Source organism: Pseudomonas fluvialis, assembly GCF_002835605.1.
GTDB classification, from domain to species: domain Bacteria; phylum Pseudomonadota; class Gammaproteobacteria; order Pseudomonadales; family Pseudomonadaceae; genus Aquipseudomonas; species Aquipseudomonas fluvialis.
Genome location: NZ_PIYS01000008.1, coordinates 26,316 through 52,892 on the forward strand (window position 1 = coordinate 26,316; position 26,577 = coordinate 52,892).

General features: G+C 66.2%; 26 protein-coding genes. 19 read left to right on the forward strand and 7 right to left on the reverse strand.

Features of this window, described 5'->3' with window-relative positions; all coding sequences use genetic code 11:
• Positions 1 to 234 precede the first annotated feature (234 nt).
• Entirely contained in the window at positions 235 to 1,686 is a 1,452-nt protein-coding gene (gene gabD, locus CW360_RS06180; protein ID WP_101193101.1) for an NADP-dependent succinate-semialdehyde dehydrogenase, read from the forward strand.
• A gap of 344 nt (positions 1,687 to 2,030) precedes the next feature.
• On the forward strand, positions 2,031 to 3,308 hold the full coding sequence (gene gabT, locus CW360_RS06185; protein WP_101193102.1) for a 4-aminobutyrate--2-oxoglutarate transaminase: 1,278 nt from the start codon (positions 2,031 to 2,033) through the stop codon (positions 3,306 to 3,308).
• Positions 3,309 to 3,369: 61 nt separating this feature from the next.
• On the opposite strand, the gene CW360_RS06190 is transcribed toward gabT, so the two are convergent.
• Together CW360_RS06190 and CW360_RS06195 are read right to left on the reverse strand one after the other, a co-directional pair.
• Positions 3,370 to 3,963, reverse strand: a complete 594-nt coding sequence (locus CW360_RS06190) for a 2-hydroxychromene-2-carboxylate isomerase (protein WP_101193142.1) — start codon at positions 3,961 to 3,963, stop codon at positions 3,370 to 3,372.
• Positions 3,964 to 4,027: 64 nt separating this feature from the next.
• Positions 4,028 to 4,756, reverse strand: a complete 729-nt coding sequence (locus CW360_RS06195) for an SDR family oxidoreductase (protein ID WP_101193103.1) — start codon at positions 4,754 to 4,756, stop codon at positions 4,028 to 4,030.
• 85 nt (positions 4,757 to 4,841) lie between these two features.
• Between CW360_RS06195 and CW360_RS06200 the strand changes: the two genes are divergently transcribed.
• The gene (locus CW360_RS06200) at positions 4,842 to 5,408 is read left to right on the forward strand and encodes a TetR/AcrR family transcriptional regulator (RefSeq protein ID WP_101193104.1); all 567 of its coding nucleotides are present in this window, start codon (positions 4,842 to 4,844) and stop codon (positions 5,406 to 5,408) included.
• A gap of 42 nt (positions 5,409 to 5,450) precedes the next feature.
• Here the strand turns inward: CW360_RS06200 and rpiA are convergent, their stop codons facing one another.
• Positions 5,451 to 6,122, reverse strand: a complete 672-nt coding sequence (gene rpiA / locus CW360_RS06205; protein ID WP_093986189.1) for a ribose-5-phosphate isomerase RpiA — start codon at positions 6,120 to 6,122, stop codon at positions 5,451 to 5,453.
• A gap of 63 nt (positions 6,123 to 6,185) precedes the next feature.
• On the opposite strand from rpiA, the gene ilvA reads away from it, so the two are divergent.
• Together ilvA and CW360_RS06215 are read left to right on the forward strand one after the other, a co-directional pair.
• Positions 6,186 to 7,775 (forward strand): threonine ammonia-lyase, biosynthetic, encoded by a 1,590-nt coding sequence (ilvA, locus tag CW360_RS06210; RefSeq protein ID WP_371870535.1) that lies wholly within the window; start codon positions 6,186 to 6,188, stop codon positions 7,773 to 7,775.
• 4 nt (positions 7,776 to 7,779) lie between these two features.
• Positions 7,780 to 8,220, forward strand: coding sequence for a DUF2269 family protein (locus CW360_RS06215; protein WP_093986191.1), 441 nt, complete (start codon positions 7,780 to 7,782; stop codon positions 8,218 to 8,220).
• A 19-nt stretch (positions 8,221 to 8,239) separates the two neighbouring features.
• On the opposite strand, the gene CW360_RS06220 is transcribed toward CW360_RS06215, so the two are convergent.
• Positions 8,240 to 8,896, reverse strand: a complete 657-nt coding sequence (locus CW360_RS06220; RefSeq protein WP_101193105.1) for a histidinol-phosphatase — start codon at positions 8,894 to 8,896, stop codon at positions 8,240 to 8,242.
• A 139-nt stretch (positions 8,897 to 9,035) separates the two neighbouring features.
• Here CW360_RS06220 and CW360_RS06225 point away from each other — a divergent pair, with 139 nt between their 5' ends.
• Positions 9,036 to 9,515, forward strand: coding sequence for an RNA pyrophosphohydrolase (locus CW360_RS06225; protein ID WP_093986193.1), 480 nt, complete (start codon positions 9,036 to 9,038; stop codon positions 9,513 to 9,515).
• A gap of 18 nt (positions 9,516 to 9,533) precedes the next feature.
• Positions 9,534 to 11,813 carry a phosphoenolpyruvate--protein phosphotransferase gene (gene ptsP, locus CW360_RS06230; RefSeq protein WP_101193106.1) on the forward strand — a complete coding sequence of 760 codons (2,280 nt, stop codon included), beginning with the start codon at positions 9,534 to 9,536 and terminating at the stop codon, positions 11,811 to 11,813.
• Between the two features lie 7 nt (positions 11,814 to 11,820).
• On the opposite strand, the gene yrfG is transcribed toward ptsP, so the two are convergent.
• A complete protein-coding gene (gene yrfG, locus CW360_RS06235) occupies positions 11,821 to 12,498 on the reverse strand; it encodes a GMP/IMP nucleotidase (RefSeq protein WP_093986195.1) in 678 nt (225 codons plus the stop codon).
• Between the two features lie 87 nt (positions 12,499 to 12,585).
• Here yrfG and nudE point away from each other — a divergent pair, with 87 nt between their 5' ends.
• Entirely contained in the window at positions 12,586 to 13,152 is a 567-nt protein-coding gene (gene nudE / locus CW360_RS06240) for an ADP compounds hydrolase NudE (RefSeq protein WP_101193107.1), read from the forward strand.
• Positions 13,149 to 13,970: a 3'(2'),5'-bisphosphate nucleotidase CysQ gene (cysQ, locus tag CW360_RS06245; protein ID WP_101193108.1), complete on the forward strand. Its 822-nt coding sequence runs from the start codon at positions 13,149 to 13,151 to the stop codon at positions 13,968 to 13,970. The genes nudE and cysQ overlap by 4 nt, the downstream gene beginning before the upstream one ends.
• 18 nt (positions 13,971 to 13,988) lie before the next feature.
• Here the strand turns inward: cysQ and CW360_RS06250 are convergent, their stop codons facing one another.
• Together CW360_RS06250 and trmL are read right to left on the reverse strand one after the other, a co-directional pair.
• The gene (locus CW360_RS06250) at positions 13,989 to 15,905 is read right to left on the reverse strand and encodes a beta-ketoacyl synthase (RefSeq protein ID WP_093986198.1); all 1,917 of its coding nucleotides are present in this window, start codon (positions 15,903 to 15,905) and stop codon (positions 13,989 to 13,991) included.
• 107 nt (positions 15,906 to 16,012) lie between these two features.
• A complete protein-coding gene (gene trmL, locus CW360_RS06255; protein ID WP_093986199.1) occupies positions 16,013 to 16,468 on the reverse strand; it encodes a tRNA (uridine(34)/cytosine(34)/5-carboxymethylaminomethyluridine(34)-2'-O)-methyltransferase TrmL in 456 nt (151 codons plus the stop codon).
• 136 nt (positions 16,469 to 16,604) lie between these two features.
• Between trmL and CW360_RS06260 the strand changes: the two genes are divergently transcribed.
• Genes CW360_RS06260 through CW360_RS06305 form a run of 10 tightly spaced genes read left to right on the forward strand, consistent with a single transcriptional unit; the run spans position 16,605 to position 26,561 of the window.
• Positions 16,605 to 17,516 (forward strand): MSHA biogenesis protein MshI, encoded by a 912-nt coding sequence (locus CW360_RS06260; RefSeq protein WP_170307364.1) that lies wholly within the window; start codon positions 16,605 to 16,607, stop codon positions 17,514 to 17,516.
• Positions 17,516 to 18,118: a PilN domain-containing protein gene (locus CW360_RS06265; protein ID WP_093986201.1), complete on the forward strand. Its 603-nt coding sequence runs from the start codon at positions 17,516 to 17,518 to the stop codon at positions 18,116 to 18,118. Before CW360_RS06260 ends, CW360_RS06265 begins: the two co-directional genes overlap by 1 nt.
• Positions 18,111 to 18,782, forward strand: coding sequence for a type II secretion system protein GspM (gene gspM / locus CW360_RS06270; RefSeq protein ID WP_093986202.1), 672 nt, complete (start codon positions 18,111 to 18,113; stop codon positions 18,780 to 18,782). The genes CW360_RS06265 and gspM overlap by 8 nt, the downstream gene beginning before the upstream one ends.
• Positions 18,775 to 19,122 carry a Type II secretory pathway component gene (locus CW360_RS06275; protein ID WP_101193109.1) on the forward strand — a complete coding sequence of 116 codons (348 nt, stop codon included), beginning with the start codon at positions 18,775 to 18,777 and terminating at the stop codon, positions 19,120 to 19,122. Before gspM ends, CW360_RS06275 begins: the two co-directional genes overlap by 8 nt.
• Positions 19,123 to 19,127: 5 nt before the next feature.
• Positions 19,128 to 20,714 (forward strand): pilus (MSHA type) biogenesis protein MshL, encoded by a 1,587-nt coding sequence (gene mshL / locus CW360_RS06280; protein ID WP_245874681.1) that lies wholly within the window; start codon positions 19,128 to 19,130, stop codon positions 20,712 to 20,714.
• Between the two features lie 3 nt (positions 20,715 to 20,717).
• Entirely contained in the window at positions 20,718 to 21,656 is a 939-nt protein-coding gene (locus CW360_RS06285) for an ExeA family protein (RefSeq protein ID WP_101193111.1), read from the forward strand.
• Positions 21,653 to 23,089, forward strand: coding sequence for a tetratricopeptide repeat protein (locus CW360_RS06290; protein WP_101193112.1), 1,437 nt, complete (start codon positions 21,653 to 21,655; stop codon positions 23,087 to 23,089). The genes CW360_RS06285 and CW360_RS06290 overlap by 4 nt, the downstream gene beginning before the upstream one ends.
• Positions 23,090 to 24,814 (forward strand): GspE/PulE family protein, encoded by a 1,725-nt coding sequence (locus tag CW360_RS06295; protein ID WP_101193113.1) that lies wholly within the window; start codon positions 23,090 to 23,092, stop codon positions 24,812 to 24,814.
• Positions 24,814 to 26,046: a type II secretion system F family protein gene (locus CW360_RS06300; RefSeq protein ID WP_101193114.1), complete on the forward strand. Its 1,233-nt coding sequence runs from the start codon at positions 24,814 to 24,816 to the stop codon at positions 26,044 to 26,046. Before CW360_RS06295 ends, CW360_RS06300 begins: the two co-directional genes overlap by 1 nt.
• A complete protein-coding gene (locus CW360_RS06305) occupies positions 26,046 to 26,561 on the forward strand; it encodes a hypothetical protein (protein WP_101193115.1) in 516 nt (171 codons plus the stop codon). Before CW360_RS06300 ends, CW360_RS06305 begins: the two co-directional genes overlap by 1 nt.
• Positions 26,562 to 26,577 lie beyond the last annotated feature (16 nt).

The window sequence follows — 26,577 nt, forward strand, 5'->3', positions numbered from 1 at the left end:
GGCTTGTGGCCGCGGGCAAGACTATACCCTGCCGGGTACGTGTTTGCCGCACATGTGTGTCAAGGCATTGCCGGGTGTGTGTGCGGGAATCGCCTAACAATTCGTTGTTTTTTTCGAACAGCCTCTTGCCCTTGGGCGGAGTCAGTCCTAGGATGCGTTTGACATTTCAAACGGCCTGCTGGCCCATAAGAACAACAGCGTCACAACCGCCACGGGCGGCTCCGAGGAGATCCCATGCACCTGAACAACCCGCAGCTGTTCCGCCAGCAGGCCTATATCGATGGGCAGTGGCTGGATGCCGACAGTGGCCAGAGCATCGCCGTGAACAACCCGGCGACTGGCGAAATCCTTGGTAGCGTGCCGAAGATGGGGCGCGCCGAGACCCGCCGTGCCATCGAAGCCGCCGAGCGCGCCTTGCCGGCCTGGCGTGCGCTGACCGCCAAGGAGCGCGCCGGCAAGCTGCGCAAGTGGTTCGAGCTGATCATGGCCAATCAGGACGACCTGGGCCGCCTGATGACCCTGGAGCAGGGCAAGCCGCTGGCCGAGGCCAAGGGCGAAATCGCCTACGCCGCGTCCTTCATCGAGTGGTTTGCCGAGGAAGCCAAGCGCATCTACGGCGACACCATTCCCGGCCACCAGCCGGACAAGCGCATCATCGTGATCAAGCAGCCGATCGGCGTGACCGCGGCGATTACCCCGTGGAATTTTCCGGCGGCGATGATCACCCGCAAGGCCGGTCCGGCGCTGGCTGCCGGCTGCACCATGGTGCTCAAGCCCGCTTCGCAGACGCCGTTTTCCGCGCTGGCGCTGGCCGAGTTGGCCGCCCAGGCGGGTATTCCGGCTGGGGTGTTCAGCGTGGTCACCGGTAGCGCCGGCGAAGTCGGTGGCGAGCTGACCAGCAATCCGATCGTGCGCAAGCTGAGCTTCACCGGCTCCACCGAGATCGGCCGCCAGCTGATGGCCGAATGCGCCCACGACATCAAGAAGGTGTCCCTCGAACTGGGCGGCAACGCGCCGTTCATCGTCTTCGATGACGCCGACCTGGATGCCGCCGTGGAAGGCGCGCTGATCTCCAAATACCGCAACAACGGGCAGACCTGCGTGTGCGCCAACCGCCTGTACGTACAGGACGGCGTGTACGAGGCCTTCGTCGACAAGCTGAAGGCCGCCGTGGCCAAGCTGAAGATCGGCAACGGCCTGGAAGACGGCACCACCACCGGCCCGCTGATCGACAGCAAGGCGGTGGCCAAGGTCGAGGAGCACATCGCTGACGCGCTGGGCAAGGGCGCCAAGCTGGCCCTCGGTGGTCAGCCGCACGCTCTGGGTGGCAGCTTCTTCGAGCCGACTATCCTGGTCGACGTGCCGCACAATGCGGCGGTGGCCAGGGACGAAACCTTCGGCCCGCTGGCGCCGGTGTTCCGTTTCAAGGACGAGGCCGAGGTAATCCGCCTGTCCAACGATACCGAGTTCGGCCTGGCCTCGTACTTCTATGCCCGCGACCTGGGTCGCGTGTTCCGCGTCGCCGAGGCGCTGGAGTACGGCATGGTCGGCATCAACACCGGGCTGATTTCCACCGAAGTGGCACCGTTTGGCGGGGTAAAAGCCTCCGGGCTGGGCCGCGAGGGCTCCAAGTACGGCATCGAGGACTATCTCGAAATCAAATACCTGTGCCTGGGCGGCGTATGAAACCGATCCATAGCCTGCTGCGCGTCGGCCAGCCTGCGTTGGAGGCGGCCTCGGGATGCTCATTTACAGCTCGTAAACTGCGCTCCCTCGGCCACCTCCGCCTTGCCTGGCTCTAGCTCGCGAGGCTATGAATCAGTTTCAAGCTTTCCAGTTATGAATCCGTGGGTGTCGGGTGGCAGGCAGGAGCTGTAGTCACCCGGCGTCGGCGTTTCCGGTGGTGGCACCGGCTAACCCAGCCGACGGCCAGCGGGCAGGCGACAGTTCGATCATCGTTAGCTGTCTGCTCTGCCTAGCCCCGTCATCATCCTTGGACCGAGCCGTCCGTTACGGCTTATGAGGACACCATGAGCAAGAACGAATCCCTCCTGCAGCGTCGCCAGGCCGCCGTGGCCCGTGGCGTCAGCCAGATCCACCCGATCGTCGCCGAGCGCGCCGAGAACGCCACCGTGTGGGACGTCGACGGCCGCGAGTACATCGACTTCGCCGGCGGTATCGCCGTGCTGAACACCGGCCATCTGCACCCGAAGGTGATCGCCGCCGTGCAGGAACAGCTGACCAAGCTGACCCACACCTGCTTCCAGGTTCTGGCCTACGAGCCCTACATCGCCCTCTGTGAAGCCATCGCCAAGCGCGTACCGGGTGATTTCGCCAAGAAAACCCTGCTGGTCACTTCCGGCTCGGAAGCGGTGGAGAACGCCGTGAAGATCGCCCGCGCCGCCACCGGCCGCGCCGGGGTGATCGCCTTCACCGGCGCCTACCACGGCCGCACGATGATGACCCTGAGCCTGACTGGCAAGGTCGTGCCGTACTCCGCCGGTATGGGCCTGATGCCCGGCGGCGTGTTCCGCGCCCTGGCGCCGTGCCCGCTGCACGGCATCAGCGAGGATGACGCGATTGCCAGCATCGAGCGCATCTTCAAGAACGATGCGCAGCCGCGCGACATCGCCGCGATCATCATCGAGCCGGTGCAGGGCGAGGGCGGTTTCTACGTCAACTCGCCGGCCTTCATGCAGCGCCTGCGCGCGCTGTGCGACGAGCACGGCATCCTGTTGATCGCCGACGAAGTACAGACCGGCGCCGGGCGTACCGGCACCTTCTTCGCCTGCGAGCAGCTGGGCATCGTCCCGGACCTGACTACCTTCGCCAAATCGGTGGGCGGCGGCTTCCCGATTTCCGGCGTGTGCGGCAAAGCCGAGATCATGGACGTGATCGCCCCTGGCGGCCTGGGCGGCACCTACGCCGGCAGCCCGATCGCCTGCGCCGCGGCGCTGGCCGTGATGGAAGTGTTCGAGGAAGAGAAGCTGCTGGAGCGCTCGCAGGCGGTGGGCGAGAAGCTCAAGGCCGGCCTGAATGCCATCGCCGCCAAGCACAAGGTGATCGGTGACGTGCGTGGCCTGGGTTCGATGGTGGCCATCGAGCTGTTCGAGGGCGGCGACCACAGCAAACCGGCCGCCGAGCTGGTGGGCAAGATCGTCGCGCGTGCCCGTGACAAGGGGCTGCTCCTGCTGTCCTGCGGCACCTACTACAACGTCATCCGTTTCCTCATGCCGCTGACCATTCCCGACGCGCAGCTGGAGCGGGGCCTGGCCATCGTCGCCGAGTGCTTCGACGAACTGGCCTGAGGCGCACTGCGCTCTACAAAAAAACCCGCCATCCGGCGGGTTTTTTTGTGTCGGCGCCAGGTCAGCGCATCAGCGCCTCGCGGACGAAGTCCAGGCGGTCCTGGCCGAAGAACAGTTCGTCGCCGACAAACAGGCTCGGCGCGCCGAACACGCCGCGCTTGACCGCTTCGTCGGTGTTGGCCTTGAGCGCGTCCTTGATCGCCTGCTCGGCTGTCAGGGCCAGCAGCTGCTGAGGGTCGAAACCGCCGGCGACCAGCACCTCGGCCAGCACGGCCGGGTCGCCGAGGTTGCGCGCCTGCACCCACATGGCCTGGAAAATCAGGGTGAGGAAGGCCTCGAAACGTTCCGGCAGGCGCTGCTGCACCGCGACCGCCGCGCGCATCAGCGGCAGGGTGTTGATCGGGAAATGCGGGTTGAACTGCATCGGCACCTGGTAACGGCGGGCAAAGCGCGCCAAGTCCTGCAGCATGAAGCGGCCCTTGGCCGGCACAGTGACCGGCGAGGCATTGCCGGTGGCCTGGAATACCCCGCCGAGCAGCATCGGCTTGTACACCAGCTGCGCGCCGCTCTCGGCACACAGTCTGGGCAGCTGGGTCCAGGCCAGGTAGGTGGCGGGGCTGCCGAAATCGAAGTAGAACTCTACGGTCTTGCTCATCGAATTGCGCTCTTGTGGTGTGTTGTGCATAGGCAACGACGCCTCGGCGCCGTGCGGCCCGTCGTTACCAGCGTTCCATCCAGGGACGCAGATCCAGCTCGAAGGTCCAGGCATCGCGTGGCTGGCTATGCAGGAACCAGTAGTTGTCGGCGATGTGTTCGGGATCGAGGATGCCGTCCTGCGCCTTGCGCGCATACAGATCGGGGAAACTGTCGCGGATGAAAGCGGTGTCGATCGCGCCGTCCACCACCACGTGGGCGACGTGGATGTTCCGCGGGCCCAGTTCGCGCGCCATGCTCTGTGCCAGGGCGCGCAATGCATGCTTGGCGCCGGCGAAGGCGGCGAAGTGGGCCGCGCCGCGCAACCCAGCGGTGGCGCCGGTAAACAGCAGGGTGCCGCGCTCGCGGCTGACCATGCGCCGCGCCACGGCCTGGGCGGTGAGGAAGGCGGAGAAGCAGGCCATCTCCCAGATTTTGAAGTACTTGCGTGCTGTCTCGTCGAGGATGCTGCACGGCACGTTGGCGCCGATGTTGAAAACGAACGCCTCGATCGGACCGATGTCGCGCTCGATGCCCTCGACCAGCGCAGCCACTTCTTCTTCCTTGCGCGCATCGGAGGCAAAGCCATGCGCTTCGCCGCCGGCGGCGCGGATCTCCTCGACCAGCGGCTGCAGCTTGTCGGCGCTGCGCCGGGTCACGCAGGCCACATAGCCTTCACGGGCGAAGCGCCGGGCGATGGCCGCGCCGGTGGCGTCGCCGGCGCCGATCACCAGGACTACCTTTTTGTCGGACATGGTGCCTCACCTCATTTGCTAAATGATCGTTTAGTAAATGGACGTTATGCTAAGCTTTCGCGACCCGTCAAGCAGGAGTTTGCTGATGCGCTATTCCGCCGAACACAAGGCGCAGACCCGCGACAAGTTGCTGGCCAGCAGCGGTGCGCTGGCCAAGCGTGGTGGTTTTTCCGCGACCGGGGTGGACGGTCTGATGAAGGCCATCGGCCTTACCGGCGGTGCCTTCTATGGGCACTTCGCCTCCAAGGATGCACTGTTCGCCGCCATCGTCGAACGCGAACTGAGCCACAGCGTGGCACTGCTGGGCGGCGACGGCAGCGCCCCCGACAAGTTGCGGCGTTGCCTGGACATCTACCTGAGCATGCGTCATGTCGAACAGCCGGATAACGGCTGCGCCTTGCCTACCCTGGGCGCGGAGATCGCCCGTGCCGACCTCGCGGTGCGCGAGAACGTCGAACACTGGCTGGTGCGCCTGCAGCAGGCCTGGGGGGAGGCGCTGGAAGACCCGCAGCTGGCCTGGGCGATCCTCGCCCAGTGTGTCGGCGCGCTGCTGGTGGCGCGCATGCTGGCCACGCCGCAGCGCCAGGCCGAGGTGCTGGATGCCAGCCGGCGTCTGCTGGAATGTCAGCTTGCTGAACGCTCCGGCGACTGAGCGGACGACCCGGCCACTGGCCGGGTCTGGCTGGCGGAGCGTTTAGCGGCTCAGCTGGCGGACACCCTGGCGGGTGCCGAGCAGCAGCAGGTCGGCGCGGCGCGCGGCGAACAGGCCGTTGCAGACCACCCCGACAATCGCATTGATGTCGGCTTCCAGGCGCTGCGGGTCGACGATGGACAGGTTGTGCACGTCGAGGATCACGTTGCCGTTATCGGTCACTACGCCCTCGCGGTAGACCGGGTCGCCGCCCAGTCGCACCAGTTGCCGGGCCACATGGCTGCGCGCCATGGGGATCACCTCGACCGGCAGCGGAAACTGGCCGAGTACCGGCACCAGCTTGCTCTCGTCGGCAATGCAGATGAAGGTGCGCGCCACGGCGGCGACGATCTTCTCGCGGGTCAGTGCGGCGCCGCCGCCCTTGATCAGGTTGAGGCGCTCATCGCTTTCATCGGCGCCGTCGACATAGAACTCCAGCTCGCTGACGCTGTTCAGGTCATACACCGGGATGCCGTGTGCCTTGAGGCGGCTGGCGGTGGCTTCGGAGCTGGCGACCGCGCCGTCGAAGTCGAACTTGTGGCGGGCCAGGGCGTCGATGAAAAAGTTTGCCGTGGAGCCGGTGCCGACGCCGATCACGCTGTGCTTTTCCAGACGCGGGCGAATGTAGTCCATGGCCGCTTCGGCCACGGCTTGCTTGAGTTGATCCTGGGTCATGCGGCACCGTCGGGAATGAAGGAAACAGGCCGGCGATTATAGCTGCTGCACGGCGGAAAACCCCTGTTTCTCTGTGGTCGCGCGGTAAAACAGTGGGGTAGACTCGCCGGTTCACACGCCAGCCAAAGACCTGCCGCAATGCTTGAACAGTACGTGAAACACATCCTCACCTCGCGCGTCTACGATGTCGCGGTGGAAACCCCGCTGCAAGCGGCCCGCCAGCTCAGCGAGCGGCTGGGTAACCAGATTCTCCTCAAGCGCGAGGATCTGCAGCCGGTGTACTCGTTCAAGATTCGCGGCGCCTACAACAAGCTGGCCCAGCTCAGCGAAACCGAGCGGGCGCGTGGCGTGGTCACTGCCTCGGCCGGCAACCATGCCCAGGGCCTGGCGCTGGCCGCCAAGCACTTGGGCGTCAAGGCAACCATCGTCATGCCGCGTACCACGCCGGAACTCAAGGTACAGGGCGTGCGGGCGCGTGGCGGCAAGGTGGTGCTGCATGGCGATGCTTTTCCCGAGGCGCTGGCCCATTCGCTCAAGCTGGTCGAGGAGAAGGGCTACACCTATATCCACCCCTATGACGACCCGCTGGTGATCGCCGGCCAGGGCACCGTGGCCATGGAAATCCTCCGCCAGCAGCCGGGTCAGCTCGACGCCATTTTCGTGCCGGTGGGCGGCGGCGGGCTGATCGCCGGTATTGCTGCCTACGTCAAATACCTGCGCCCGGAGATCCGCGTGATCGGTGTCGAACCGGATGACTCCAACTGCCTGCAGGCCGCCATGGCCGCTGGCGAGCGCGTGGTGCTGCCGAGCGTCGGGCTGTTTGCCGACGGCGTGGCGGTGGCGCAGATCGGCCAGCACACCTTCGACGTCTGCAAACACTATGTGGATGAAGTGATCACCGTCAGCACTGACGAGATCTGCGCGGCGATCAAGGACATCTACGACGACACCCGCTCGATCACCGAACCGGCCGGCGCGCTGTCGGTGGCCGGGATCAAGAAATATGTCGAAGAGCGCGGCGCGCATGGCCAGGTGCTGGTGGGCATCGACTCGGGCGCCAACATCAACTTCGACCGCCTGCGCCATGTCGCCGAGCGCGCCGAACTGGGCGAGAAGCGCGAGGCGATCATCGCCGTGACCATTCCCGAACAGCCGGGCAGCTTCAAGACGTTCTGCGAGGCGATCGGCAAGCGGCAGATCACCGAGTTCAACTACCGTTACCACACCGACGGCGAGGCGCACATCTTCGTCGGCGTGCAGACCCACCCGGAAAACGATCCGCGTGCCGCGCTGGTGCAAGGGCTGCGTGACAAGGGCTTCCCGGTGCTCGACCTGACCGACAACGAACTGGCCAAGCTGCATATCCGTCACATGGTTGGCGGCCATGCGGCGGCGGTGCCTGATGAATGCGTGTTCCGCTTCGAGTTCCCCGAGCGGCCGGGCGCGCTGTTCAACTTCCTCAACAAGCTCGGCGGTCGCTGGAACATCTCGATGTTCCACTACCGCAACCACGGTGCCGCCGATGGCCGCGTGCTGGCGGCCTTGCAGGTGCCGCACGAGGAGCGCCAGCTGATTCCGGCGGCCCTGGATGCCATCGGCTACCCCTATTGGGATGAAAGCGACAACCCTGCCTATTCACTGTTCCTGGGATAACCATATGAATGCCTACCTGCTGCTGAAAATCAGCCACAGCCTGCCTGCCGTACTCCTGCTGCTTGGCGTGCTGGCGCATACCTTCATGCTGTTCAAGGCGCAGCGCAGCGGCGACGTCGCCGTGCTGCAACGCAAGCTGCGGGTGACCCGCCGCTACAGCCTGCCGGCGCTGTTCGTGCTGGCGCTGAGCTTGCCGGTGAGCGGCTGGCTGCTGGTTGACTACGCGGGCTGGCCGCTGAGCCAGCTGTGGCTGCTGCTGAGTACCGCGCTGTATGGCCTGCTGCTGCTGTTCGGGCTGTTGCTGGCCGGTCGCCTGGCCGCCTGGCAGAACCTGTCGGGCAGCCCGGCGGCGGATCGCCCGCGCCTGCTCTGTACGCTGTACGCGCTGGGCAGCCTGCTGCTGTTGCTGGCGATTTCCGCGCTGATGGGCGCCAAGCCGATGTAAGCAGGCGCCGGGCGGGTGTTCAGCGCAGGCTGAGCACCGGCCAGCCGCGCGCCTCGGCGGTGGCGCGCAGCACCTCGTCGGGGTCGACGGCTACCGGATGGCTGACCGCCTCGAGCAGCGGCAGGTCGTTGCGCGAGTCGCTGTAGAAGTAACTGTCCTCCAGGCTGTGCCCGGTTTCCGCCAGCCACTGCTGCAGGCGTAGCACCTTGCCGTGCTGGTAGCAGGGCGTGCCGGTGATCTGTCCGCTATAGCGACCGTCCTGCATGCCGCACTCGGTGGCAATCAGCGTATCCACGCCGAGCCGCACGGCGATCGGCGCGGTGACGAAACGGTTGGTCGCGGTGATGATCACCAGCAGGTCGCCGGCGGCGCGGTGCTGTGCCAGCAGGGCCTCGCCCTTGGGCAGAATCAGCGGTTCGATGACTTCCTGCATGAACTCGGCATGCCATTGCGCCAGCTGCGCCAGGCTGCTGCGGCCGAGAATCTCCTGGCTGAAATTCTGGTAGGCCACTACATCCAGTTGGCCGGCGCAGTAGTCGGCGTAGAAGGCATTGTTGCGTGCCTCGTAGGCCTGGGCGTCGACCAGGCCGCGACGGCAGACGAATTCGCCCCAGCTGTGGTCGCTGTCACCGGCCAGCAGGGTGTTGTCGAGATCGAAGAGGGCCAGACGGGGCATGTCGTGCGGTTTCCAGGTGGTCGTGGGCGCGCCAGAATAGCCGCTTTGCCTGGGCTTTCCCAGCCGCGCCAAGGCTGCGTTGCCGCTGTTGCCGGCTTTGTGGAACAATGCCGGCACATGCGTTTGCGAGGTGGTTCAAGTGATCGATTCCGATGGTTTTCGCCCCAATGTCGGCATCATCCTCGCCAATGATGTTGGCCAGGTGCTGTGGGCGCGGCGTATCAACCAGGATGCCTGGCAATTTCCCCAGGGCGGTATCAACGCCCAGGAGTGTCCGGAACAGGCGCTGTTCCGCGAGCTCAACGAAGAAGTCGGCCTGACGCCTCAGGATGTGAAGATCCTCGCCTGTACGCGCGGCTGGCTGCGTTATCGTCTGCCCCAGCGCATGGTGCGTACGAACAGCCAGCCGCTGTGTATCGGCCAGAAACAGAAATGGTTTTTGCTGCGTCTGACCGGCGACGAGCAACGGGTGCGCATGGATGCCTCGGGCAAGCCCGAGTTCGATGGCTGGCGCTGGGTCAGCTATTGGTACCCGCTCAACCAGGTCGTCAATTTCAAGCGTGAGGTCTATCGGCGCGCCTTGAAGGAGTTGGCCCCGCGTCTGCTGGCGCGGGACTGAACACACAGGATATTCGGCATGCTCAATACGCTGCGCAAGATCGTCCAGGAAGTGAACGCCGCCAAGGATCTCAAGGCGGCCTTGACGATCATAGTGCAGCGCGTCAAGGAGACCATGGGCAGCCAGGTCTGCTCGGTCTATCTGCTTGACCCGGAGAGCAACCGCTTCGTGCTGATGGCCACCGACGGCCTCAACAAGCGGGCGATCGGCAAGGTCAGCATGAGCCCCAACGAGGGCCTGGTCGGCCTGGTCGGCAGCCGTGAAGAGCCGCTCAATCTGGAGCATGCCTCGGAACACCCCCGTTATCGCTACTTCGCCGAGACCGGCGAGGAGCGCTATGCCTCCTTCCTCGGCGCACCGATCATCCACCACCGTCGGGTGATGGGCGTTCTGGTGGTGCAGCAGAAGGAGCGCCGCCAGTTCGACGAGGGCGAAGAAGCCTTCCTGGTGACCATGAGCGCCCAGCTGGCCGGGGTTATCGCGCATGCCGAGGCGACCGGCACCATTCAGGGCCTGGGCAAGCAGGGCAAGGGTATTCAGGAGGCCAAGTTCGTTGGCGTGCCCGGTTCGCCCGGCGTGGCGGTGGGTCCGGCGCTGGTCATGCTGCCGCCGGCTGACCTCGACGTGGTGCCGGACAAGCGCATCGAGGATATCGAGGCCGAGCTGGTCAATTTCACCCAGGCCCTTGAAGCGGTCCGCGAGGACATGCGCACGCTGTCGGCCAAGCTGGCCACCCAGCTGCGCCCCGAGGAGCGCGCGCTGTTCGATGTGTACCTGATGATGCTCGACGACGCGGCCATCGGCCAGGAAGTCAGCCAGATCATCCGCCAGGGGCAGTGGGCACAAGGTGCGCTGCGCCAGGTGGTGGCTGAGCACGTCAAGGGCTTCGAGCTGATGGATGATGCCTACCTGCGCGAGCGGGCGTCGGACGTCAAGGACCTCGGCCGCCGGCTGCTCGCCTACCTGCAGCAGGCGCACAAGGAAAAACTCACCTACCCGGACAACACCATTCTGGTCAGCGAGGAGCTGACCCCGGCGATGCTCGGTGAAGTGCCGGAAGGCAAGCTGGCCGGCCTGGTCTCGGTGCTCGGCTCGGGCAACTCGCACGTGGCGATTCTCGCCCGCGCCATGGGTATTCCCACGGTCATGGGGGTGGTCGACCTGCCCTACGCCAAGGTCGACGGCATCCAGCTGATCGTCGATGGCTACCATGGCGAGGTGTTCACCAACCCGTCCGCCGAGCTGCGTCGTCAGTACGACGAGGTGGTCGAGGAAGAGCGCCAGCTGAACAAGGGCCTGGATGCCCTGCGCGAGCTGCCCTGCGAGACGCTGGATGGCCAGCGCATGCCGTTGTGGGTCAATACCGGGCTGCTCGCCGACATCACCCGTGCCCAGGAGCGCGGCGCCGAGGGCGTCGGCCTGTATCGCACGGAAGTGCCGTTCATGGCGCGTGAGCGTTTCCCCAGCGAGAAGGAGCAGCTGGCGATCTACCGCGAGCAGCTGCAGGCCTTCCACCCACTGCCGGTGACCATGCGGACCCTGGATATCGGTGGCGACAAGGCGCTGCCGTATTTTCCGATCAAGGAAAGCAACCCCTTCCTCGGCTGGCGCGGCATCCGTATTACCCTCGACCACCCGGAAATCTTCCTGGTGCAGGTGCGCGCCATGCTCAAGGCCAGTGAAGGGCTGAACAACCTGCGCATCCTCTTGCCGATGATTTCCGGCGTGCAGGAGCTGGAAGAAGCCCTGCACCTGATCCACCGTGCCTGGGGCGAAGTGCGTGACGAGGGACTGGACGTGGTCATGCCGCCGGTCGGGGTGATGATCGAAGTGCCGGCGGCGGTCTACCAGATCCGCGACCTGGCGCGGCAGGCCGACTTCATCTCGGTGGGTTCCAACGACCTGACCCAGTACCTGCTGGCGGTCGACCGCAACAATGCACGGGTGGCCGATCTCTACGACTTCCTGCACCCGGCGGTGCTGCATGCGCTCAAACTGGTGGTCGAAGGCAGCCATGCCGAAGGCAAGCCGGTGAGCATTTGCGGCGAAATGGCCGGCGACCCGGCGGCGGCCATGTTGCTGATGGCCATGGGCTTCGATTCACTGTCGATGAACGCCACCAACCTGCCCAAGGTCAAGTGGCTGCTGCGCCAGATCAGCCTGGGCAAGGCCCGCGAGCTGCTCGCCCAGGTGCTGCAGATCGACAACCCGCAGGTCATCCACAGCGCCCTGCACCTGGCCCTGCGCAACCTGGGCCTGGGCCGCATGATCAACCCGGCGGCCAACGTCCAGGCCTGAGTGGCGCTCAGGCGCTGCTCAGCAGTGCCTGACAGAGCAGCCGGTAATCCTCGATGGCGATGAACTCCTCGCTGGGCTTGGCGCCCAGGCGGCTGTCTGGATGGCTGATCGCGCGCAGGTGGGCGATGCCATAGCGCTGCGCGCTGCGCAGGATCGGCAGGCTGTCATCGATGAACAGGGTGCGTGCCGGGCTGAACGCGAAATCCTGCTGCAGGGCGAACCAGAACTGCTGGTCTTCCTTGGGGAAGCCGTAGTCGTGGGCGCTGATCAGCCGCTCGAACCAGGGTGCCAGCTCGACTTTCTCCAGCTTCAGCGACAGCGAGTCACGGTGGGCGTTGGTGATCAGCGCAACGCGCTTGCCAGCCTGGCGCAGTGCGGCGAGAAACGCCTGGGCGTGTGGGCGCAGCTGGATCAGGTGGGCGACTTCGCGCTTGAGCAGGGCCACGTCCAGGCCCAGTTCGGCGCTCCAGAAGTCCAGGCAATACCAGGTCAGCTGGCCGGCGTGCGCCTCGAACAGCGGCAGCAGCTCGGCCCGCGCCTGGGCCAGGCTGCACTGGTGATGCTCGGCATAGCGCTGCGGCAGGTGTTGCAGCCAGAAGTGGTTGTCGAAGTGCAGGTCGAGCAGGGTGCCGTCCATATCCAGCAGCACGGTGTCGATGGCGTTCCAGGGCAGGGTGTCGGACATGATGATTTCGTCGCGCAGGTGGGTCCGGGGGCACAGACAGGCTGGCCGGGCAGGGTATGATAACCGCCTGCCACAAGGAGTGCCGTGATGCGTGAGAAACCCACCGTGCTGGCCCGTGAGATCGTTGCCAGCAGCCGCCTGTTTCGTGTCGAAGAGCTGCAGCTGCGCTTCAGCAACGGCGTCGAGCGCACCTATGAGCGCCTGGCCAGCCGCGGCACCGGTTATGGCGCGGTGATGGTGGTGGCGATGCGCGACGACTGTCATGCGTTGCTGGTCGAGGAATATTGCGGCGGCACCGATGATTACCAGCTGTCCCTGCCCAAGGGGCTGGTGGAGCCCGGCGAAGATGTGCTGGCGGCGGCCAACCGCGAGCTCAAGGAAGAGGCCGGCTACGGCGCCCGCGAGCTGGAGTGGCTGGCCGAGTTGAGCCTGTCGCCGGGCTACATGAGCCAGAAGATCCAGGTGGTGCTGGCCCGTGACCTGTATGCCGAGCGCCTGCCGGGTGACGAGCCGGAGCCCATGCGGGTGGACCAGGTGCACCTGGGCGAGCTGGCACAACTTATCCACGATCCGCTGTTCAGCGAAGGGCGCGCCCTGGCGGCGCTGTATCTGGCGCGTGATCTGCTCATCCAGCGAGGCCTGTTCCGCCCATGAACGAGTTACCCCTGCAGGCGCTGATCGAACTGGTCCGTGCGGCCGGCCAGGCCATCCTGCCGTACTGGCGGCAACCGCTGGAAGTCAGCGAAAAAAGCGACAGCTCGCCGGTCACCGCCGCCGACCTGGCTGCACATGCCTGCCTGCGTGATGGTTTGCAGGCGCTGGGCCTGGGCATTCCGCTGCTCTCCGAGGAAGACGCGGAAATCCCCCTGGCCGAGCGCCTTGGCTGGTCACGCTGGTGGCTGGTCGATCCGCTCGACGGCACCAAGGAGTTCATTGCCGGCAGCGATGAGTTCACCGTCAACCTGGCGCTGATCGAAGGCGGCCAGGTGCACTTCGGCCTGGTGGGGATTCCAGCCAGTGGGCGTGTCTACTACGGCGGTGCCGGTTTCGGCGCCTGGCGCGTCGATCCCGGCCAGGCGGCCCAGCCGCTGGCGGTGCGCGATACCCCGGAGGAGGCCTTCGTGCTGGTGGCCAGTCGCCGGCACAGCAGCCCGGCGCAGGAGCGTCTGCTGGCCGGGCTGGGCCAGTGGTTCGCTGACCTGCAGCTGACCAGCGTGGGCAGTTCCCTGAAGTTCTGCCTGCTCGCCGAAGGCGCCGCCGACTGCTATCCGCGTCTGGCCCCCACCTCGCAGTGGGATACCGCGGCCGCGCAGGCGGTGCTGGAAGGGGCGGGTGGGCTGGTCCTCGACCTGCACGGCGAACCGTTGCGCTATCCGCCGCGTGCCGATTTCCTCAATCCGCACTTTCTCGCCCTGCCGCAGGCCGCGCCCTGGCGTAGCCAGCTGTTGCAGCTGGCGCGCAGCCTGGACTGAGCGGCTGCGCAGCGGCATCTAGCGCGTTTCGCGCAGGTCCGCATAGCGACAGGGGGCATAGCGGATCGGTTGGGCGAAGCCGGGGACGCGGATGCCCTGGCGGTCGATCTGCAGCTGCTGCTCGTCGATCAGCTGGTGGCCGAACTGGTAGAGGATATCCAGCTGGCCGTGCAGCGCGTGCTGCTCATAGGCCTGGGCGACGGCGCGGGTCTGCTCGCGCTGCCGGCGCCAGCTGGCCAGGCGTGCCGCGCCGTGCCGGCGGCTGAGCAGCTGCTCGGTCAGCGCCGGTGCCAGCACCACGGCACTGGCATTGTTGCCGCCAAAGCCCTTGGAGTTGAGGAAGCACAGCTGGGCCTGCTGCTCGCGGTCGGCGGTGAGGATGTCCAGCTGGCTTCGCTGCACGTCGTCGGCCACTGCGGAGATGGTCTTGATGCCCGGCAGCAGACCATGCTGGAAACTGCCCAGCGCGGCGATCAACTGGTCGGCACTGGCCGCGGCCAGGCTGTGGCCCAGGTAGGCCTTGATCGCACAGACCGGCCACTGGCTGATGCCGAAGGCTTGCGCCACGCGGTCGAGGAGTACCGACTCGGTCACTCGGTTGGCCGGGGTGCTGGAGCCGTGGGCATGCACGAAGCTGTGGCGACGCACGCAGTCTTCGCCGAGCAGGTCGATGGCGCTGGCCACCGCCTTGGCCATGGTCAGGTAGTTGCCCGGGCCGGGCGCGGAAATGGATTTCTTGAAGCCGTCGGCATTGATGAATACCTCGGGCACCGCGCCATGGATGTCGGCGCCCAGCTGCAGGGCCAGCTCGTCATCCATGAGCAGCACGTACTGGCTCGACTCGGCCAGGGTGAACCCGCAGTTGTCGCCGAAGGGCCGGCTGGCGCGGCGCCAGTCGATGCTCGCGCTGCCTTCGCCGTTGCGCTCCTGAACCTGACGCAGGCCTTCCTCGCTGGCCAGCGCGCCCATGGCGGCGTAGCCCTCGATGCACTCGGCGGTCAGCGGCGCTTCGCTGTTGCCGACCAGCACCACCCGCGCGCTGCCGTTGTGGATGCAGTCGATGGCCTTCTGCAGGTTATAGAGGAAGGTCGCGCAGGCCCCGGTGACGCTGCCGGTGCTGCCCACGCTGCCCAGGACATAGGCATTGATGAAGTCGGCGGGCATGGTGTTGAGGCCCAGCGGCAGCATCTTGGCGCTGACCCGCTGACCTTTCAGGCGCGACTGCAGCAGGCCGCCATAGCCGGCATCGTCGAGCTGGCTCATCACGCTGCCGGAAAACACCGCGATCTGGTCCGGCGCCACCTGGCTGCACAGGTACTCCCAGCTCAGCCCGCTGGCGCGCAGGGCGTCGGTGGCGCCGACAATCGCCAGCTGCAGGCCGCGCGGGTGAAAGTGCGAGTGGTAGAGCGCTGCCGGCTCGAAGCCGCTGGGCAGCTGGCCGGCGGATTTCACTGGCAGTTCGCGCAGGCTGTCGACCTTGACGTCGCAGCCTTCGTAGACGGTGACCTGCACTTCGCTGGCATTGAGTGCTTCGACCACCCAGTCGCTGGGCAGCGGCTCGGGTAGCTGCTTGCGCTGGGTGATGAAGACCAGCGGCTTGCCGGCGGTGCCGGTGATGCTCAGGTTCTTCTGCCAGGGTGCCGCGTCGACATCCAGGCAGCGCGCCTCGATGCGCCGGATCAGCGTGCCGTCGCGGACCGCCTGGGCATGGTCCTGCTCGATCTGCGCCAGGCTCAACGGCTCCCCGGCGAGGCTCTGGTACTGGCCATGCTGGCTGCTGATCAGGCCCATCATCTGTGCCAGGCCAGCGAGGGTTTCCTGGCGGGCCTGGGTGGGCAGGCTGTCCAGCACGCAACGACGGAAGGCATGGTGGAACGAGCTGCGCCCGGCAGGGCTATAACCGCCGAAACCGACGATGACAGGTAAACGTGACATGCCTGGAACTCCTTGGGCAGCACTGAAGGCGTGGGCGCGACCGGGGGTCGCAGCCAGGGGTGCCTATGCTGACGCGGAGTGTGACTGTCAGGTCACGTTGTGCCGGCTCAGGCGAATCCCTGCTGGCGCCAGGCTTCGTAGACCACCACGGCCACCGCATTGGACAGATTGAGGCTGCGGCACGCCGGGCGCATGGGGATCTTCAGCAACTGCTCGGCTGGCAGGCTGTCGCGAATCTCCGCGGGCAGGCCACGACTTTCCGGGCCAAAGAGGAATATGTCACCGGGCAGATAGTGCATTTCGGCATAGCTGTGGCTAGCCTTGGTGGTGAGCGCCAGAATCCTGCCGCCGCCGATAGCTGTGATACAGTCGACCAGGCTGTGATGGCGTTTCAATGTCGCGTATTCGTGATAGTCCAGCCCGGCGCGGCGCAGGCGCTTGTCATCCAGCTCGAAACCCAGTGGCTCGATCAGGTGCAGCTGGCTGCCGGTGTTGGCACACAGGCGGATGATGTTGCCGGTATTGGGCGGAATTTCCGGCTGGAACAGCACGACATGAAACATAACAAGAGGCCTGGATACAGGTTGAGGCAGGGAGCTGGCGCGCTGTGCGCCGGCACGAGCAAAGCATTCTACAGCCTGGCACCGGGTTTGCCCGAAGTGCGTTGCAGGCTGTTCTGGGGGCGCAGGTTTGCGTTGGTTGAAGACGAGGAAGGTGCGGGTCGCTGCAGGCCTGATCGGCATCGAGTGTGGGCCGCAAGGCATCGCCCTGGCGCAGGTGGAGCGCCGCGAGGATGGCAGCCCGTTGCTGCAGCGCTGCGAGTTCCGCGCTGTGCCGCCCGCCGAGCAGGAGGCCGCACTCAAGGCACTGGTGCAGGAACATGGCCTGCAGGACATGCCGGTCAACCTGCTGCTGCACCCGGCCGACTATCAGGCTCACCTGCTGGATGCCCCCGAAGTGGCTGCCGACGAGCTGCGTGACGCGCTGCGCTGGAAAGTCCGCGAACTGGTCGGCAACAGCCTTACCGACTACGTGGTGGATGGCTTCAATCTGCCCGAGGACGCCTACCGCGGACGCGCCCGGCGCAGTTTCTGCGCGGTGCTCGACAAGGCGCGCATGCAGGCGGGCGAACGCCTGGTGCGACATGCCGGCCTGCGTCTGCAGAGTATCGATATCACCGAGATGGCGTTTCGCAACCTGGGGCTGCTGGCGGGTGCCGAGGGCATCAACCTGGGGCTGTTGCGCCTGCGTTCCAGCGAAGGGCTGATCTGCATCCAGAACGGCAGCGAACTGTACATGAGTCGGCGCATCGAACAGGGCCTCGACCAGGCCGGCGAGGATTTCGCTAACGTGATCCTCGAAGTGCAGCGCTCGCTGGATTACTACGAAGGCCAACTGGGCAAGGGCTATATCGCCCGCCTCCTGCTGCTACCGATGAAGCGCCTGGGCGAGCCGACCCTGGCGGCGCTGAGCAGCGGGCTGGCCGTGCATGTACTGCCCCTGCGCCTGGCCGAGCTGTTTCCCGGTCAGCCGGCGGCGGAGCTGGATGATGCCGCGCAGGCCTTTTGCATCGGTGCGGTGGGCGCAGCATTGCGTCAGGAGGCCGGCTGATGCAGAACCTCAACCTGTTCCAGCAGGAGCGCCGGCGCCGTAGTGGCCCCAGCGTGCGCCTGATGCTTGCCGGTCAGGCGCTGCTCTGGCTGCTGTTGCTGGGCCACGGCCTGTGGCTGCATGGTCAGGTGCGCCAGGCTGAGAGCGCACAACAGCGCCTGCAACAGGCCGCCGAGTCATTGACCGCCAGCCTGGCGCAACAGCGCGAAAGCTTCCGTGAGCCCGAACTGGATGCCCGCCTGCCCGAGCAGCTGCTGGCCAGCCAGCAGCGTGCAGCGCGTCTGCAGGCACTGCTCGATCACCTGCAGACGCTGAGCCTGCAGGGCGAGGGCTTCGTCGCGCCGCTGCAGGCGCTGTCCAGCCAGCATCCCCCGCAGGGCCTGTGGCTGCGCCACATCCTCTTGCAGGACGGCGGGCGGCAGATGCAGCTGAGCGGGCGCAGCAATAACCAGGAGCTGCTGCCGCTGTACCTGCGCAGTCTGGGACAGAGCCCGGTGTTTGCCGGGCGCGAGTTCGCCGACCTGCAATTGCAGCGTGGCGAGGATGGGCTGTTCGAGTTCCGCCTGCGCAGTGCGGGTGTTGAGGAGACGGCAGATGAATGAACTCTGGCAACGCTGGCGGCTGCTGGCGCCGCGCGAGCAATGGCTGATCTACGCCACCGGACTGGTGGTCGTGCTGATGGCCTATGTGCTGCTGTGGGCTGACCCGCAGGGCTTGCGTTTGCAGCACAGCCGGCAGGCCCAGCAGGCCGACGTGCAGCGCATCGAACAGGCTGAGGCGGAGCTGGCCGCCCTGCAGGCGCGTGCTGCTGCCGATCCCAACCTGGCCTACCGCCAGGCGTTGCAGCAGAGCGAGGCGCAGGCCGGCGAGCTGCAGGCGCGCATTGCCAGCGATACCGCGGGCCTGGCCAGTCCGGCACAGATGCAGCAGGTTCTGCGCGAGCTGTTGCAGGCGCGTCCGCAACTGCGTGTGCTGGCCCTGCAAAGCTTCAGCGAACCGCTGGACTTGCCCCAGGACAATACGCTGCCTGCCGCCGACGCGGCACAATCGCCGGCCGCACTGCCCTTGCAGTTGTACCGGCATGGGGTGCGCCTGACCCTGGAGGGGGGCTATTTCGAGCTGCTCGGTTATTTGCAGGCGGTGCGCGGCAGTCAGGTGCGGCTGTACTGGCAAAGCCTCGATTACCAGGTACAGGAAACGGGCGGCGCGCGGATTGTCTTGCTGCTGTATACCTTGAGTCGTGAACAGGGGTGGCTGGGTGTCTGACAAGCAATTCAAGCCTCGTGCAGCACGGCTGGCCCTGCTGGCCCTGCTGGCATTTCCGGCCTGGGCGGCCACGCAGACTGCGCTGGACCCTACCCAGGCGCCGCGCAGTGCCTCGCCCTCGGCCAGCCCGGCAGCCGCCGAAGCGCCCCTGCGCCTGCAAGCCATCGTGCTGGCCGGTGCACAGCGTTACGCGGTGATCGACGGCCAGCAACGCCGTGTGGGCGACTGGCTGGGCGAGGCGCGCATCCTGGCGATCGACAGCCAGGCGGTCAAACTGCAACGCCATGACCAGGTGCAATGGCTGCGCCTGGCTCCTTCCATTGTGCAACCGAGTCGATGATGAGCATGATCAGCAAACACCTGCCACTGCTCGCCGTACTGGCCCTGTTGGGGGCCTGCCAGAGCTTCGAGGATGGCGACCGCCAGTTGGCCCGGCAGGGTCAGCAACTGCTCGACGAGAGCCTCCAGCAGGCGCTGGCCAGCCCGCCGCCCGCCGAAGTGCAGGCCGCCCTGCTGCCGCCGTTGCGCCTGGACCTGCCAAACAGTGCCGGCCCGCGCTTCGATGTGGCGGTCAGCGAGATGCCGGCGCGCGAGTTCTTCCTCAGCCTGATGCAGGGTGCCGGGCAGAACCTCGTGGTACATCCGCAGGTGGATGGCCTGGTGACTTTCAGCCTGCGCAACGTAACCCTCGAAGAGGCGCTCAGCGCGGTACGTGACAGCTACGGCTACGACTTCCGGCGGACCAGCTACGGCTACCAGATCCTGCCCAATCAGCCGATCACTCGCAGCTATGACATCAACTACCTCAACCTGCTGCGCGAAGGCAGTACCGACACGCGGATCAGTTCCGGCCAGGTGACCACCGACAACAACGTCAGCAGCGGTGCTGGCGGTACCACTACCAGCAGTACCTCGTCGACCGTCAATGCCAGCCAGTTGCTGACCACCAGCCGAGTCGATCTGTGGCAGGAGCTGCAGGATGTGGTGAACATGATCATCGGCAGCGAGCCGGGCAACAACGTGGTGATCAACCCGCAGGCCGGCCTGCTGGTGGTCAAGGCCAGCACCGCCGATCAGCAAAATGTCCAGGCCTTCCTGCGCCAGGCACAACGCAATCTGCAGCGCCAGGTGATCCTGGAAAGCAAGATTCTCGAAGTCGAGTTGTCCGATGGCTTCCAGGCCGGGATCAACTGGACCCAGCTGGGCAAGGAAGGCAACAGCACCTTCGGCCTCAGCCTGAGTGGCGAAGCACTCAGCGGTAGCCAGGGCGTGGGTGGGGTGTTCACCGGCTCGCTCAGCGTAGGCGACTTCACCGGCGTGGTGCAGCTGCTGGAAACCCAGGGCAACGTGCGCGTGCTGTCCAGCCCGCGGGTGTCCACGCTGAATAACCAGAAGGCGGTGATCAAGGTCGGCACCGACGAGTTCTTCGTCACCGATGTTTCCACCACCACCACCAGCCTGTCCGGTGGCGGCACCGCGCCGGACCTGGACATTACCCTGACGCCGTTCTTCTCCGGAATTTCCCTGGACGTGACGCCGCAGATCGACGAGCACGACCAGGTCACCCTGCATGTGCGGCCCACCGTCAGCCGCGTACAGGACCAGAACAAGAGCATCACCCTGGGTAACGACGACAATGTCTTCAACCTGCCGCTGGCCCTGTCCACCACGCGCCAGTCGGACTCCATCGTGCGTGCCCGCAGCGGTCAGGTGGTGGTGATCGGCGGCCTGCTGCAGAACGCCAACCAGAACGAAGACGCCAACCTGCCCTGGGCCTCGCGCCTGCCGATCATCGGTCCGCTGTTCCAGCAGCAGCGCAAGAGTCTGCGGCAAAGTGAGCTGGTGATTCTCATGCGTCCCCAGGTGGTTGGCGAAGACACCTGGCGCGAGGAGCTGCGCAGGAGTGCGGAAAGCTTCCAGGAACTGAGGTAGGCCATGTACGAAGCGTTCTTCGGCCTGCGTGAGAAGCCCTTTGCGCTGACTCCGAATACCGAGTTCCTGGTGCAGTTGGCGCCCTATCAGGGCTGCCTGAATCTGCTGCGCCTGGCCCTGGCCGAGGGCGAAGGCTTCATCAAGGTGATTGGTGAGGTGGGTACCGGCAAGACCCTGCTGTGCCGTACCGTGCTCAACCTGCTGGACAAGCGGCGCTTCCAGGCGGCCTACCTGCCCAATCCCTGTCTTACCCCGCTGGCCCTGCGCCAGGCGCTGGCTCATGAGCTGCACCTGCAGGACACCGCGGAGCTGGACGAACACAGTTTGCTGCAGCGCATCAACCAGCGGCTGATCGAGCTGGCGGCGGCCGGCAAGAGTACCGTGCTGCTGATCGACGAAGCCCAGGCGCTACCGCCGCGCACCCTGGAGTCGCTGCGCCTGCTGACCAACCTGGAGGGCGAACGCAGCAAGCTGCTGCAGGTGGTGCTGTTCGCCCAGCCGGAGCTGGACAGCACCCTGCAACAGGAGGCCTTTCGTCAGTTGCGCCAGCGCATCACCTTTTCCTACAGCCTGCGGCCCCTGGACCTGGTGGATATCCGCCGTTACCTGCAGGAGCGTCTGGCTGTGGCCGGCTACCGTGGCGAGCCGCTGTTCAGCGAAGCGGCATTGCGCCGCCTGGCGCGCGGCAGTGGTGGCATTCCCCGGCTGCTCAATATTCTCGCCAACAAGGCGCTGATGGCGGCCTTTGGCGAAGGCTGCCGGCAGATCGGCGCAGTGCATGTGCAGCGGGCGATTGCCGATACCGAAGGCGCGGTGCGTGGCGGCGCCCTGCGCCCCGGACTGCGTGGCCTGTTGCTATGCCTGGCGGCGCTGTTGGCGTTGCTGGCCGGCAGCTGGCTGGCGCTGCGCGGCTGGCCGAATGTGGCGGAGTGGCTGCCATGAGCCTGGTCAACGACATGCTGCGCGACCTGGAGAAACGCCGCGCCGCGCCGGGTGACAGCCCGCTGGCCGATGACCTGTATGCGGTTGACGAGGCTGCTGCGGCGCGCCGCGACCGCAGCCTGCGCCTGCGTCGCGGCTTGTTGTGGTTTGCCGCGGTGATGCTTGGTGCGTTCCTCATCGGCAACCTGCTCGGCCGGGTGGTCAAGGGCGTGCCGGCGATCCCGCCGCCGCGCGAGGCGCAGGTCCAAGAGCCGGCTGCCGTGACGCCGGTGCAGCTGCTCGAAGTGCTGCCGCAGCACCAGCCACGTCGCTTTGTCCTGCAGTTGTTGCTGGATCGCACGCTGAGCTATCAGCGCCTCGACGAGAGTGGTGCGGTCAGCCTGGTGCTGCCCGGCACGCTGCTGCCCGGCGAGCCGCGCCATGGTCGTCTGCAGCAGCAGGGGCGCAGCCTGTCCTGGCGGGTCGAGCAGCAGGGCGATGCGGTGCATGTGCTGCTGGTCGGCCTGGGCGGTGAACTACAGGTCGAAGACCGTCTGGAAGCCTTGGGTACGCGCTGGCAGCTTTGGCTGCAGGTGGACCTGCAGCGCAACGACGAAGAGCGTGTGCAGGAAACGCCGCTCGACCTGCCGGTGGCTGAGGTTGTGGCGGAGCCGGCGAGCGAGTCGCCCCCGGACGTGCCGCCAGGCTTTGGCCAGGTGCGCGAGGAGCCGGCGCCGATTGCCTGGCCACAACCGCCGGCAACCCAGCGCGCGCCGGCTCGGCCTGCGCCGGCCAAGGCCGCGCGTGGCAGCAGCGCGGTATGCCTGCACGGCGACAGTTGCTGGCCGGTGAGCAGTCCGCAGGCCGCGCCGCAGGTCCATATCCAGGGGCTGCCTGACCCCTTGCAGCGGGCCCGTGAGGCGCTGGCCGCGCAGCGCTATGCCGAGGCGATCAGCGAGCTGCAGGCGTTGCACCAGCGCCAGCCGGGCGATCGCCACGTGACCCGCTGGTTGGCGCGTGCCTACCTGGCGGCCGGCCAGCTGGAGCCTCTGTTGGCCTGGTTGCCGGGCCAGTTGCAGGCGCAGCCAGGCGACACTGAACTGCGCCTGTTGCTGGCCCGTGCCCAGTTGCAACAGGGCCAGCCGGCGGTGGCACTGGCCACTTTGCAAGAGCAGGCGCCCAGCCTGGACAGCGACCCGGCTTACCACGCGGTGCTGGCTGCGGCCCAGCAGCAGGCCGGGCAGTGGGCGCAAAGCGCGGCCACCTATCAGGCGCTGCTGGCCCGGCGTGGCAGCCAGGGTGCCTGGCACCTCGGCCTGGCTCTGGCCATGGAGCGTCTGCAACAGGCCGAGCAGGCGCGCCTCCACTACCAGCGCGCCCTGCAGGACAGCGCGCTGGAGCCGGCCACCCGCGACTATATCGCTGCGCGCCTGCGCGCCCTGGGAGGACAGTAAATGGCCGAGAACGACGTACGTCAGCGCAAGGTGCGCCTGGGTGACCTGCTGGTACAGGCCGGGCTGATCAATGACGAACAGCTGCAACAGGCCCTGCAGAGCCAGAAGATCAGCGGTGCCAAGCTGGGCCGGGCGGTGGTCGACCTGGGTTTTGTCAGCGAGGTGCAGCTGCTCACCGCGCTGTCCGAACAGCTGCGCATTCCCTTTATCGAACTCAAGCATTTCAAACTCGATGCCCAGCTGGTGCAGAGCCTGCCGGAAGCCATGGCGCGGCGTTTCCGGGCCATCGTGCTGTCCCGCGAGGGTGGCGGCCTGCTGGTCGGCATGAGTGATCCGCTTGACCTGTTCGCCCTCGACGAGCTGGAGCGTGTCCTGAAAACCCGCGTGCAGCCGGCAGTGATCCGGGAAAGCGAGCTGCTTTCCAGCCTGGATGGCCTGTACCGGCGCACCAGCGAAATCGCCTCGCTGGCTGGCGAACTGGAAGGTTCGCTGCAGGAAAGCGATTTCGACCTGAGCAAACTGGGCGCGGAAAGCACCTCGGATGCGCCGGTGGTGCGCCTGCTGCAAACGCTGTTCGAAGATGCCGTGCAGATGAAGGCCTCGGACATCCACATCGAACCGGACGAAGGCGTGGTGCGTATCCGCCAGCGTATCGATGGCGTGCTCAATGAACAGGTGATGAACGAACACCGCGTGGCATCGGCCCTGGTGATGCGCCTGAAGATCATGTCCGGGCTGGATATTTCCGAGAAACGTCTGCCGCAGGACGGTCGTTTCAACATCCGCGTACGCAACCGCAGCATCGACGTGCGGGTATCCACCATGCCGGTGCAGCATGGCGAGTCGGTGGTCATGCGTCTGCTCGACCAGAGTGGCGGGCTGTTCAACCTCGATCACACCGGCATGCCGGCAGACATGCTGGCGCGTTTCCGCCGTCTGTTGCAGCGGCCCTTTGGCATGGTGCTGGTCACCGGCCCGACCGGCTCCGGCAAGACCACCACCCTGTATGCCGGCCTGGCCGAGCTGAACAGCCCGGAGAAAAAGATCATCACCGTGGAAGATCCGGTGGAATACCGCCTGCCACGCGTCAACCAGGTGCAGGTCAACCCGAAGATCGAGTTGACCTTCGGTCGCGTACTGCGCGCCGCCCTGCGCCAGGACCCGGACATCGTGCTGGTGGGCGAGATGCGTGACCAGGAAACCGCCGAAATCGGCCTGCGCGCCGCGCTGACCGGCCACCTGGTGCTGTCCACCCTGCACACCAACGATGCGCAGACTTCGGCCATGCGCCTGGTGGACATGGGGGCCGAGCCCTTCCTGGTGGCTACCGCGCTCAATGCGGTGCTGGCGCAGCGCCTGGTGCGCCGGGTCTGCGAGAACTGCATGCAGGAACAGCAGGCCGACCCGCAGCAGCTGGCCTGGCTGGAGCGCCTGCACGGCGGCAGCCTGGCCGGCAAGGTATTCCGTCACGGCGCGGGTTGCCACCAGTGTCACAACACCGGCTATAACGGCCGGGTGGGGGTCTACGAGCTGCTGGAAATGGACGAGCCGATGATCGCCGCGTTGCGCCGCAACGATCCGCAGGCCTTTGCCGAGGCGGCCAGGGCCAACCCGCACTACCGGCCGCTGGCGGCCTGTGCGCTGGACTATGCACTGGCCGGGGTGACCAGCATCGACGAGGTGCTCAAGGTGTGCGCGACCCTGACCGACGTGGATAGCCTGTAATGGCGCAGTTTCGCTACAGCGGACGCAATGCCCAGGGCGCACGGGTCAGCGGGCTGGTCGAGGCGGCCAGCCTGGACCAGGCGGCCAACGAGCTGTTGGCGCAGCAGATCACCCCTTTGCAGATCGATGCCCAGCAGGCCGACAAGGGCGCCGATGTACTCCAGCAACTGCTCGAACGCCTGCGCCGGCGACGTGTCGAGCTGGATGAGCTGATCATCTTCTGCCGGCAGATGTACAGCCTGAGCAAGGCCGGCGTGCCGATCATCCGTGCCATCGGCGGGCTGGCCGAATCGACCCGCAACCTCTACCTGCGCGAGGTGCTGCAGGCGGTGCGTAGTGACCTGGAGCGCGGCCTGGGCCTGGCGGTGGCGATGAATGTTCATCCCCGGGTGTTCAATACCCTGTTCATCAGCATGGTCAGCGTGGGCGAGAACACCGGCCAGCTGGACGGGGCCTTCCGCCAGCTGTCCAGCTACCTGGAGCTGGAGCGGGAAACCCGCAAGCGCCTCAAGCAGGCCACCCGCTACCCGTTGTTCGTGCTCAGCGCCATGGGCGTGGCCCTGGCGGTGATCAACCTGTTCGTGATCCCGGCCTTTGCCAAGGTCTTCGAGCAGTTCAAGGCCGAGCTGCCCTGGGCGACGCGCGTGCTGATCGGCACCTCGCAGTTCTTCCAGGACTACTGGTGGCTGCTGCTGATCCTGCTGGCCGGCGGGCTGTATGGCTTCCTGCGCTGGACGAAAACCGAGCAGGGCGCCTTGCACTGGGACCGCCTCAAGCTGCGCCTGCCCATCGTCGGTGGGATCTTCGAACGTATCGCCCTGGCGCGCTTCACGCGCACCTTCGCCATGATGTACCGCGCCGGTGTACCCCTGTTGCAGACCCTGTCGATCAACAGTGCCAGCGTCGGCAACCGACACATCGGCCAGGCCGTACTGGCCATGCGCGAAGGCATCGAGCGGGGCGAGGCACTGACGCGTACTGCGGCAGCCAGCGGATTGTTTACCCCACTGGTGCTGCAGATGATGGCGGTGGGCGAGGAAACCGGCGCGCTGGATGATCTGTTTGTCGAGGTGGCGGATTTCTACGAGCAGGAAGTGGACTACGACCTCAAGCAGCTGGCCGATGCCATCGAGCCGATCCTTATCGTGGCGATGGGCGTGCTGGTGCTGATCCTGGCGCTGGGCGTGTTCCTGCCCATGTGGGAACTCGGCTCGGCGGCGCAGGGGCGCTGATGCGTGAAGCGCTGACGGCCTGGACCCTGCGCCGACGCTGGCAGCGCCTGGGCCTGTGGCTGGTGCTGCTGATGGCGATTGGCCTGCTCTGGCTATTGACCTGGCGCATCCTCGGCGTGCTGGAGATGCGTAACATGCAGGCCATGCACGGCGCGTTGGCGCGTGGCCTGAGCGACCTGGCCGCCGAGCGCCTGGCAGCTGGGCAGCCCTTGCCGGAGGCCTGGCTGCGGGGCAACCCGTTCCAGCTGTTGCGCTGGCAGCCGGACGACTACTGCGGCAGTTTGCCGCCGCCAGGCCAGCGCCGTGCGGGGTGTTGGTATTACCTCGCCGAACGCGGCTGGCTGGCCTATCAGGCACGTTATGCCGACCGGCGTGCACCAGCAGGAGACGGGTTGTACCTGTGGCAATTGCGCAGGCTTCCCGAAAAAATGCAAACTGCATCACAACGTGACGACGGATTGGCTTTTGAATTGCAGTCTGTCAGGAACGACGGATTTCCGTCATCCGCCCGCTGACGGGCGACCGACCAGG

Coding starts and splice junctions, on each gene's coding strand:
- CW360_RS06195 (WP_101193103.1), bottom strand. CDS start 4,756: ATGTCCGACAAAAAGGTAGTCCTGGTGATCGGCGCCGGCGACGCCACC.
- CW360_RS06220 (WP_101193105.1), bottom strand. CDS start 8,896: ATGCCCCGTCTGGCCCTCTTCGATCTCGACAACACCCTGCTGGCCGGT.
- ptsP (WP_101193106.1), top strand. CDS start 9,534: ATGCTCAATACGCTGCGCAAGATCGTCCAGGAAGTGAACGCCGCCAAG.
- rpiA (WP_093986189.1), bottom strand. CDS start 6,122: ATGACCCAGGATCAACTCAAGCAAGCCGTGGCCGAAGCGGCCATGGAC.
- CW360_RS06295 (WP_101193113.1), top strand. CDS start 23,090: ATGGCCGAGAACGACGTACGTCAGCGCAAGGTGCGCCTGGGTGACCTG.
- CW360_RS06265 (WP_093986201.1), top strand. CDS start 17,516: ATGCAGAACCTCAACCTGTTCCAGCAGGAGCGCCGGCGCCGTAGTGGC.
- trmL (WP_093986199.1), bottom strand. CDS start 16,468: ATGTTTCATGTCGTGCTGTTCCAGCCGGAAATTCCGCCCAATACCGGC.
- CW360_RS06285 (WP_101193111.1), top strand. CDS start 20,718: ATGTACGAAGCGTTCTTCGGCCTGCGTGAGAAGCCCTTTGCGCTGACT.
- gspM (WP_093986202.1), top strand. CDS start 18,111: ATGAATGAACTCTGGCAACGCTGGCGGCTGCTGGCGCCGCGCGAGCAA.
- CW360_RS06250 (WP_093986198.1), bottom strand. CDS start 15,905: ATGTCACGTTTACCTGTCATCGTCGGTTTCGGCGGTTATAGCCCTGCC.
- mshL (WP_245874681.1), top strand. CDS start 19,128: ATGATCAGCAAACACCTGCCACTGCTCGCCGTACTGGCCCTGTTGGGG.
- cysQ (WP_101193108.1), top strand. CDS start 13,149: ATGAACGAGTTACCCCTGCAGGCGCTGATCGAACTGGTCCGTGCGGCC.
- CW360_RS06215 (WP_093986191.1), top strand. CDS start 7,780: ATGAATGCCTACCTGCTGCTGAAAATCAGCCACAGCCTGCCTGCCGTA.
- CW360_RS06305 (WP_101193115.1), top strand. CDS start 26,046: ATGCGTGAAGCGCTGACGGCCTGGACCCTGCGCCGACGCTGGCAGCGC.
- gabT (WP_101193102.1), top strand. CDS start 2,031: ATGAGCAAGAACGAATCCCTCCTGCAGCGTCGCCAGGCCGCCGTGGCC.
- CW360_RS06200 (WP_101193104.1), top strand. CDS start 4,842: ATGCGCTATTCCGCCGAACACAAGGCGCAGACCCGCGACAAGTTGCTG.
- CW360_RS06300 (WP_101193114.1), top strand. CDS start 24,814: ATGGCGCAGTTTCGCTACAGCGGACGCAATGCCCAGGGCGCACGGGTC.
- CW360_RS06290 (WP_101193112.1), top strand. CDS start 21,653: ATGAGCCTGGTCAACGACATGCTGCGCGACCTGGAGAAACGCCGCGCC.
- nudE (WP_101193107.1), top strand. CDS start 12,586: ATGCGTGAGAAACCCACCGTGCTGGCCCGTGAGATCGTTGCCAGCAGC.
- gabD (WP_101193101.1), top strand. CDS start 235: ATGCACCTGAACAACCCGCAGCTGTTCCGCCAGCAGGCCTATATCGAT.
- CW360_RS06190 (WP_101193142.1), bottom strand. CDS start 3,963: ATGAGCAAGACCGTAGAGTTCTACTTCGATTTCGGCAGCCCCGCCACC.
- yrfG (WP_093986195.1), bottom strand. CDS start 12,498: ATGTCCGACACCCTGCCCTGGAACGCCATCGACACCGTGCTGCTGGAT.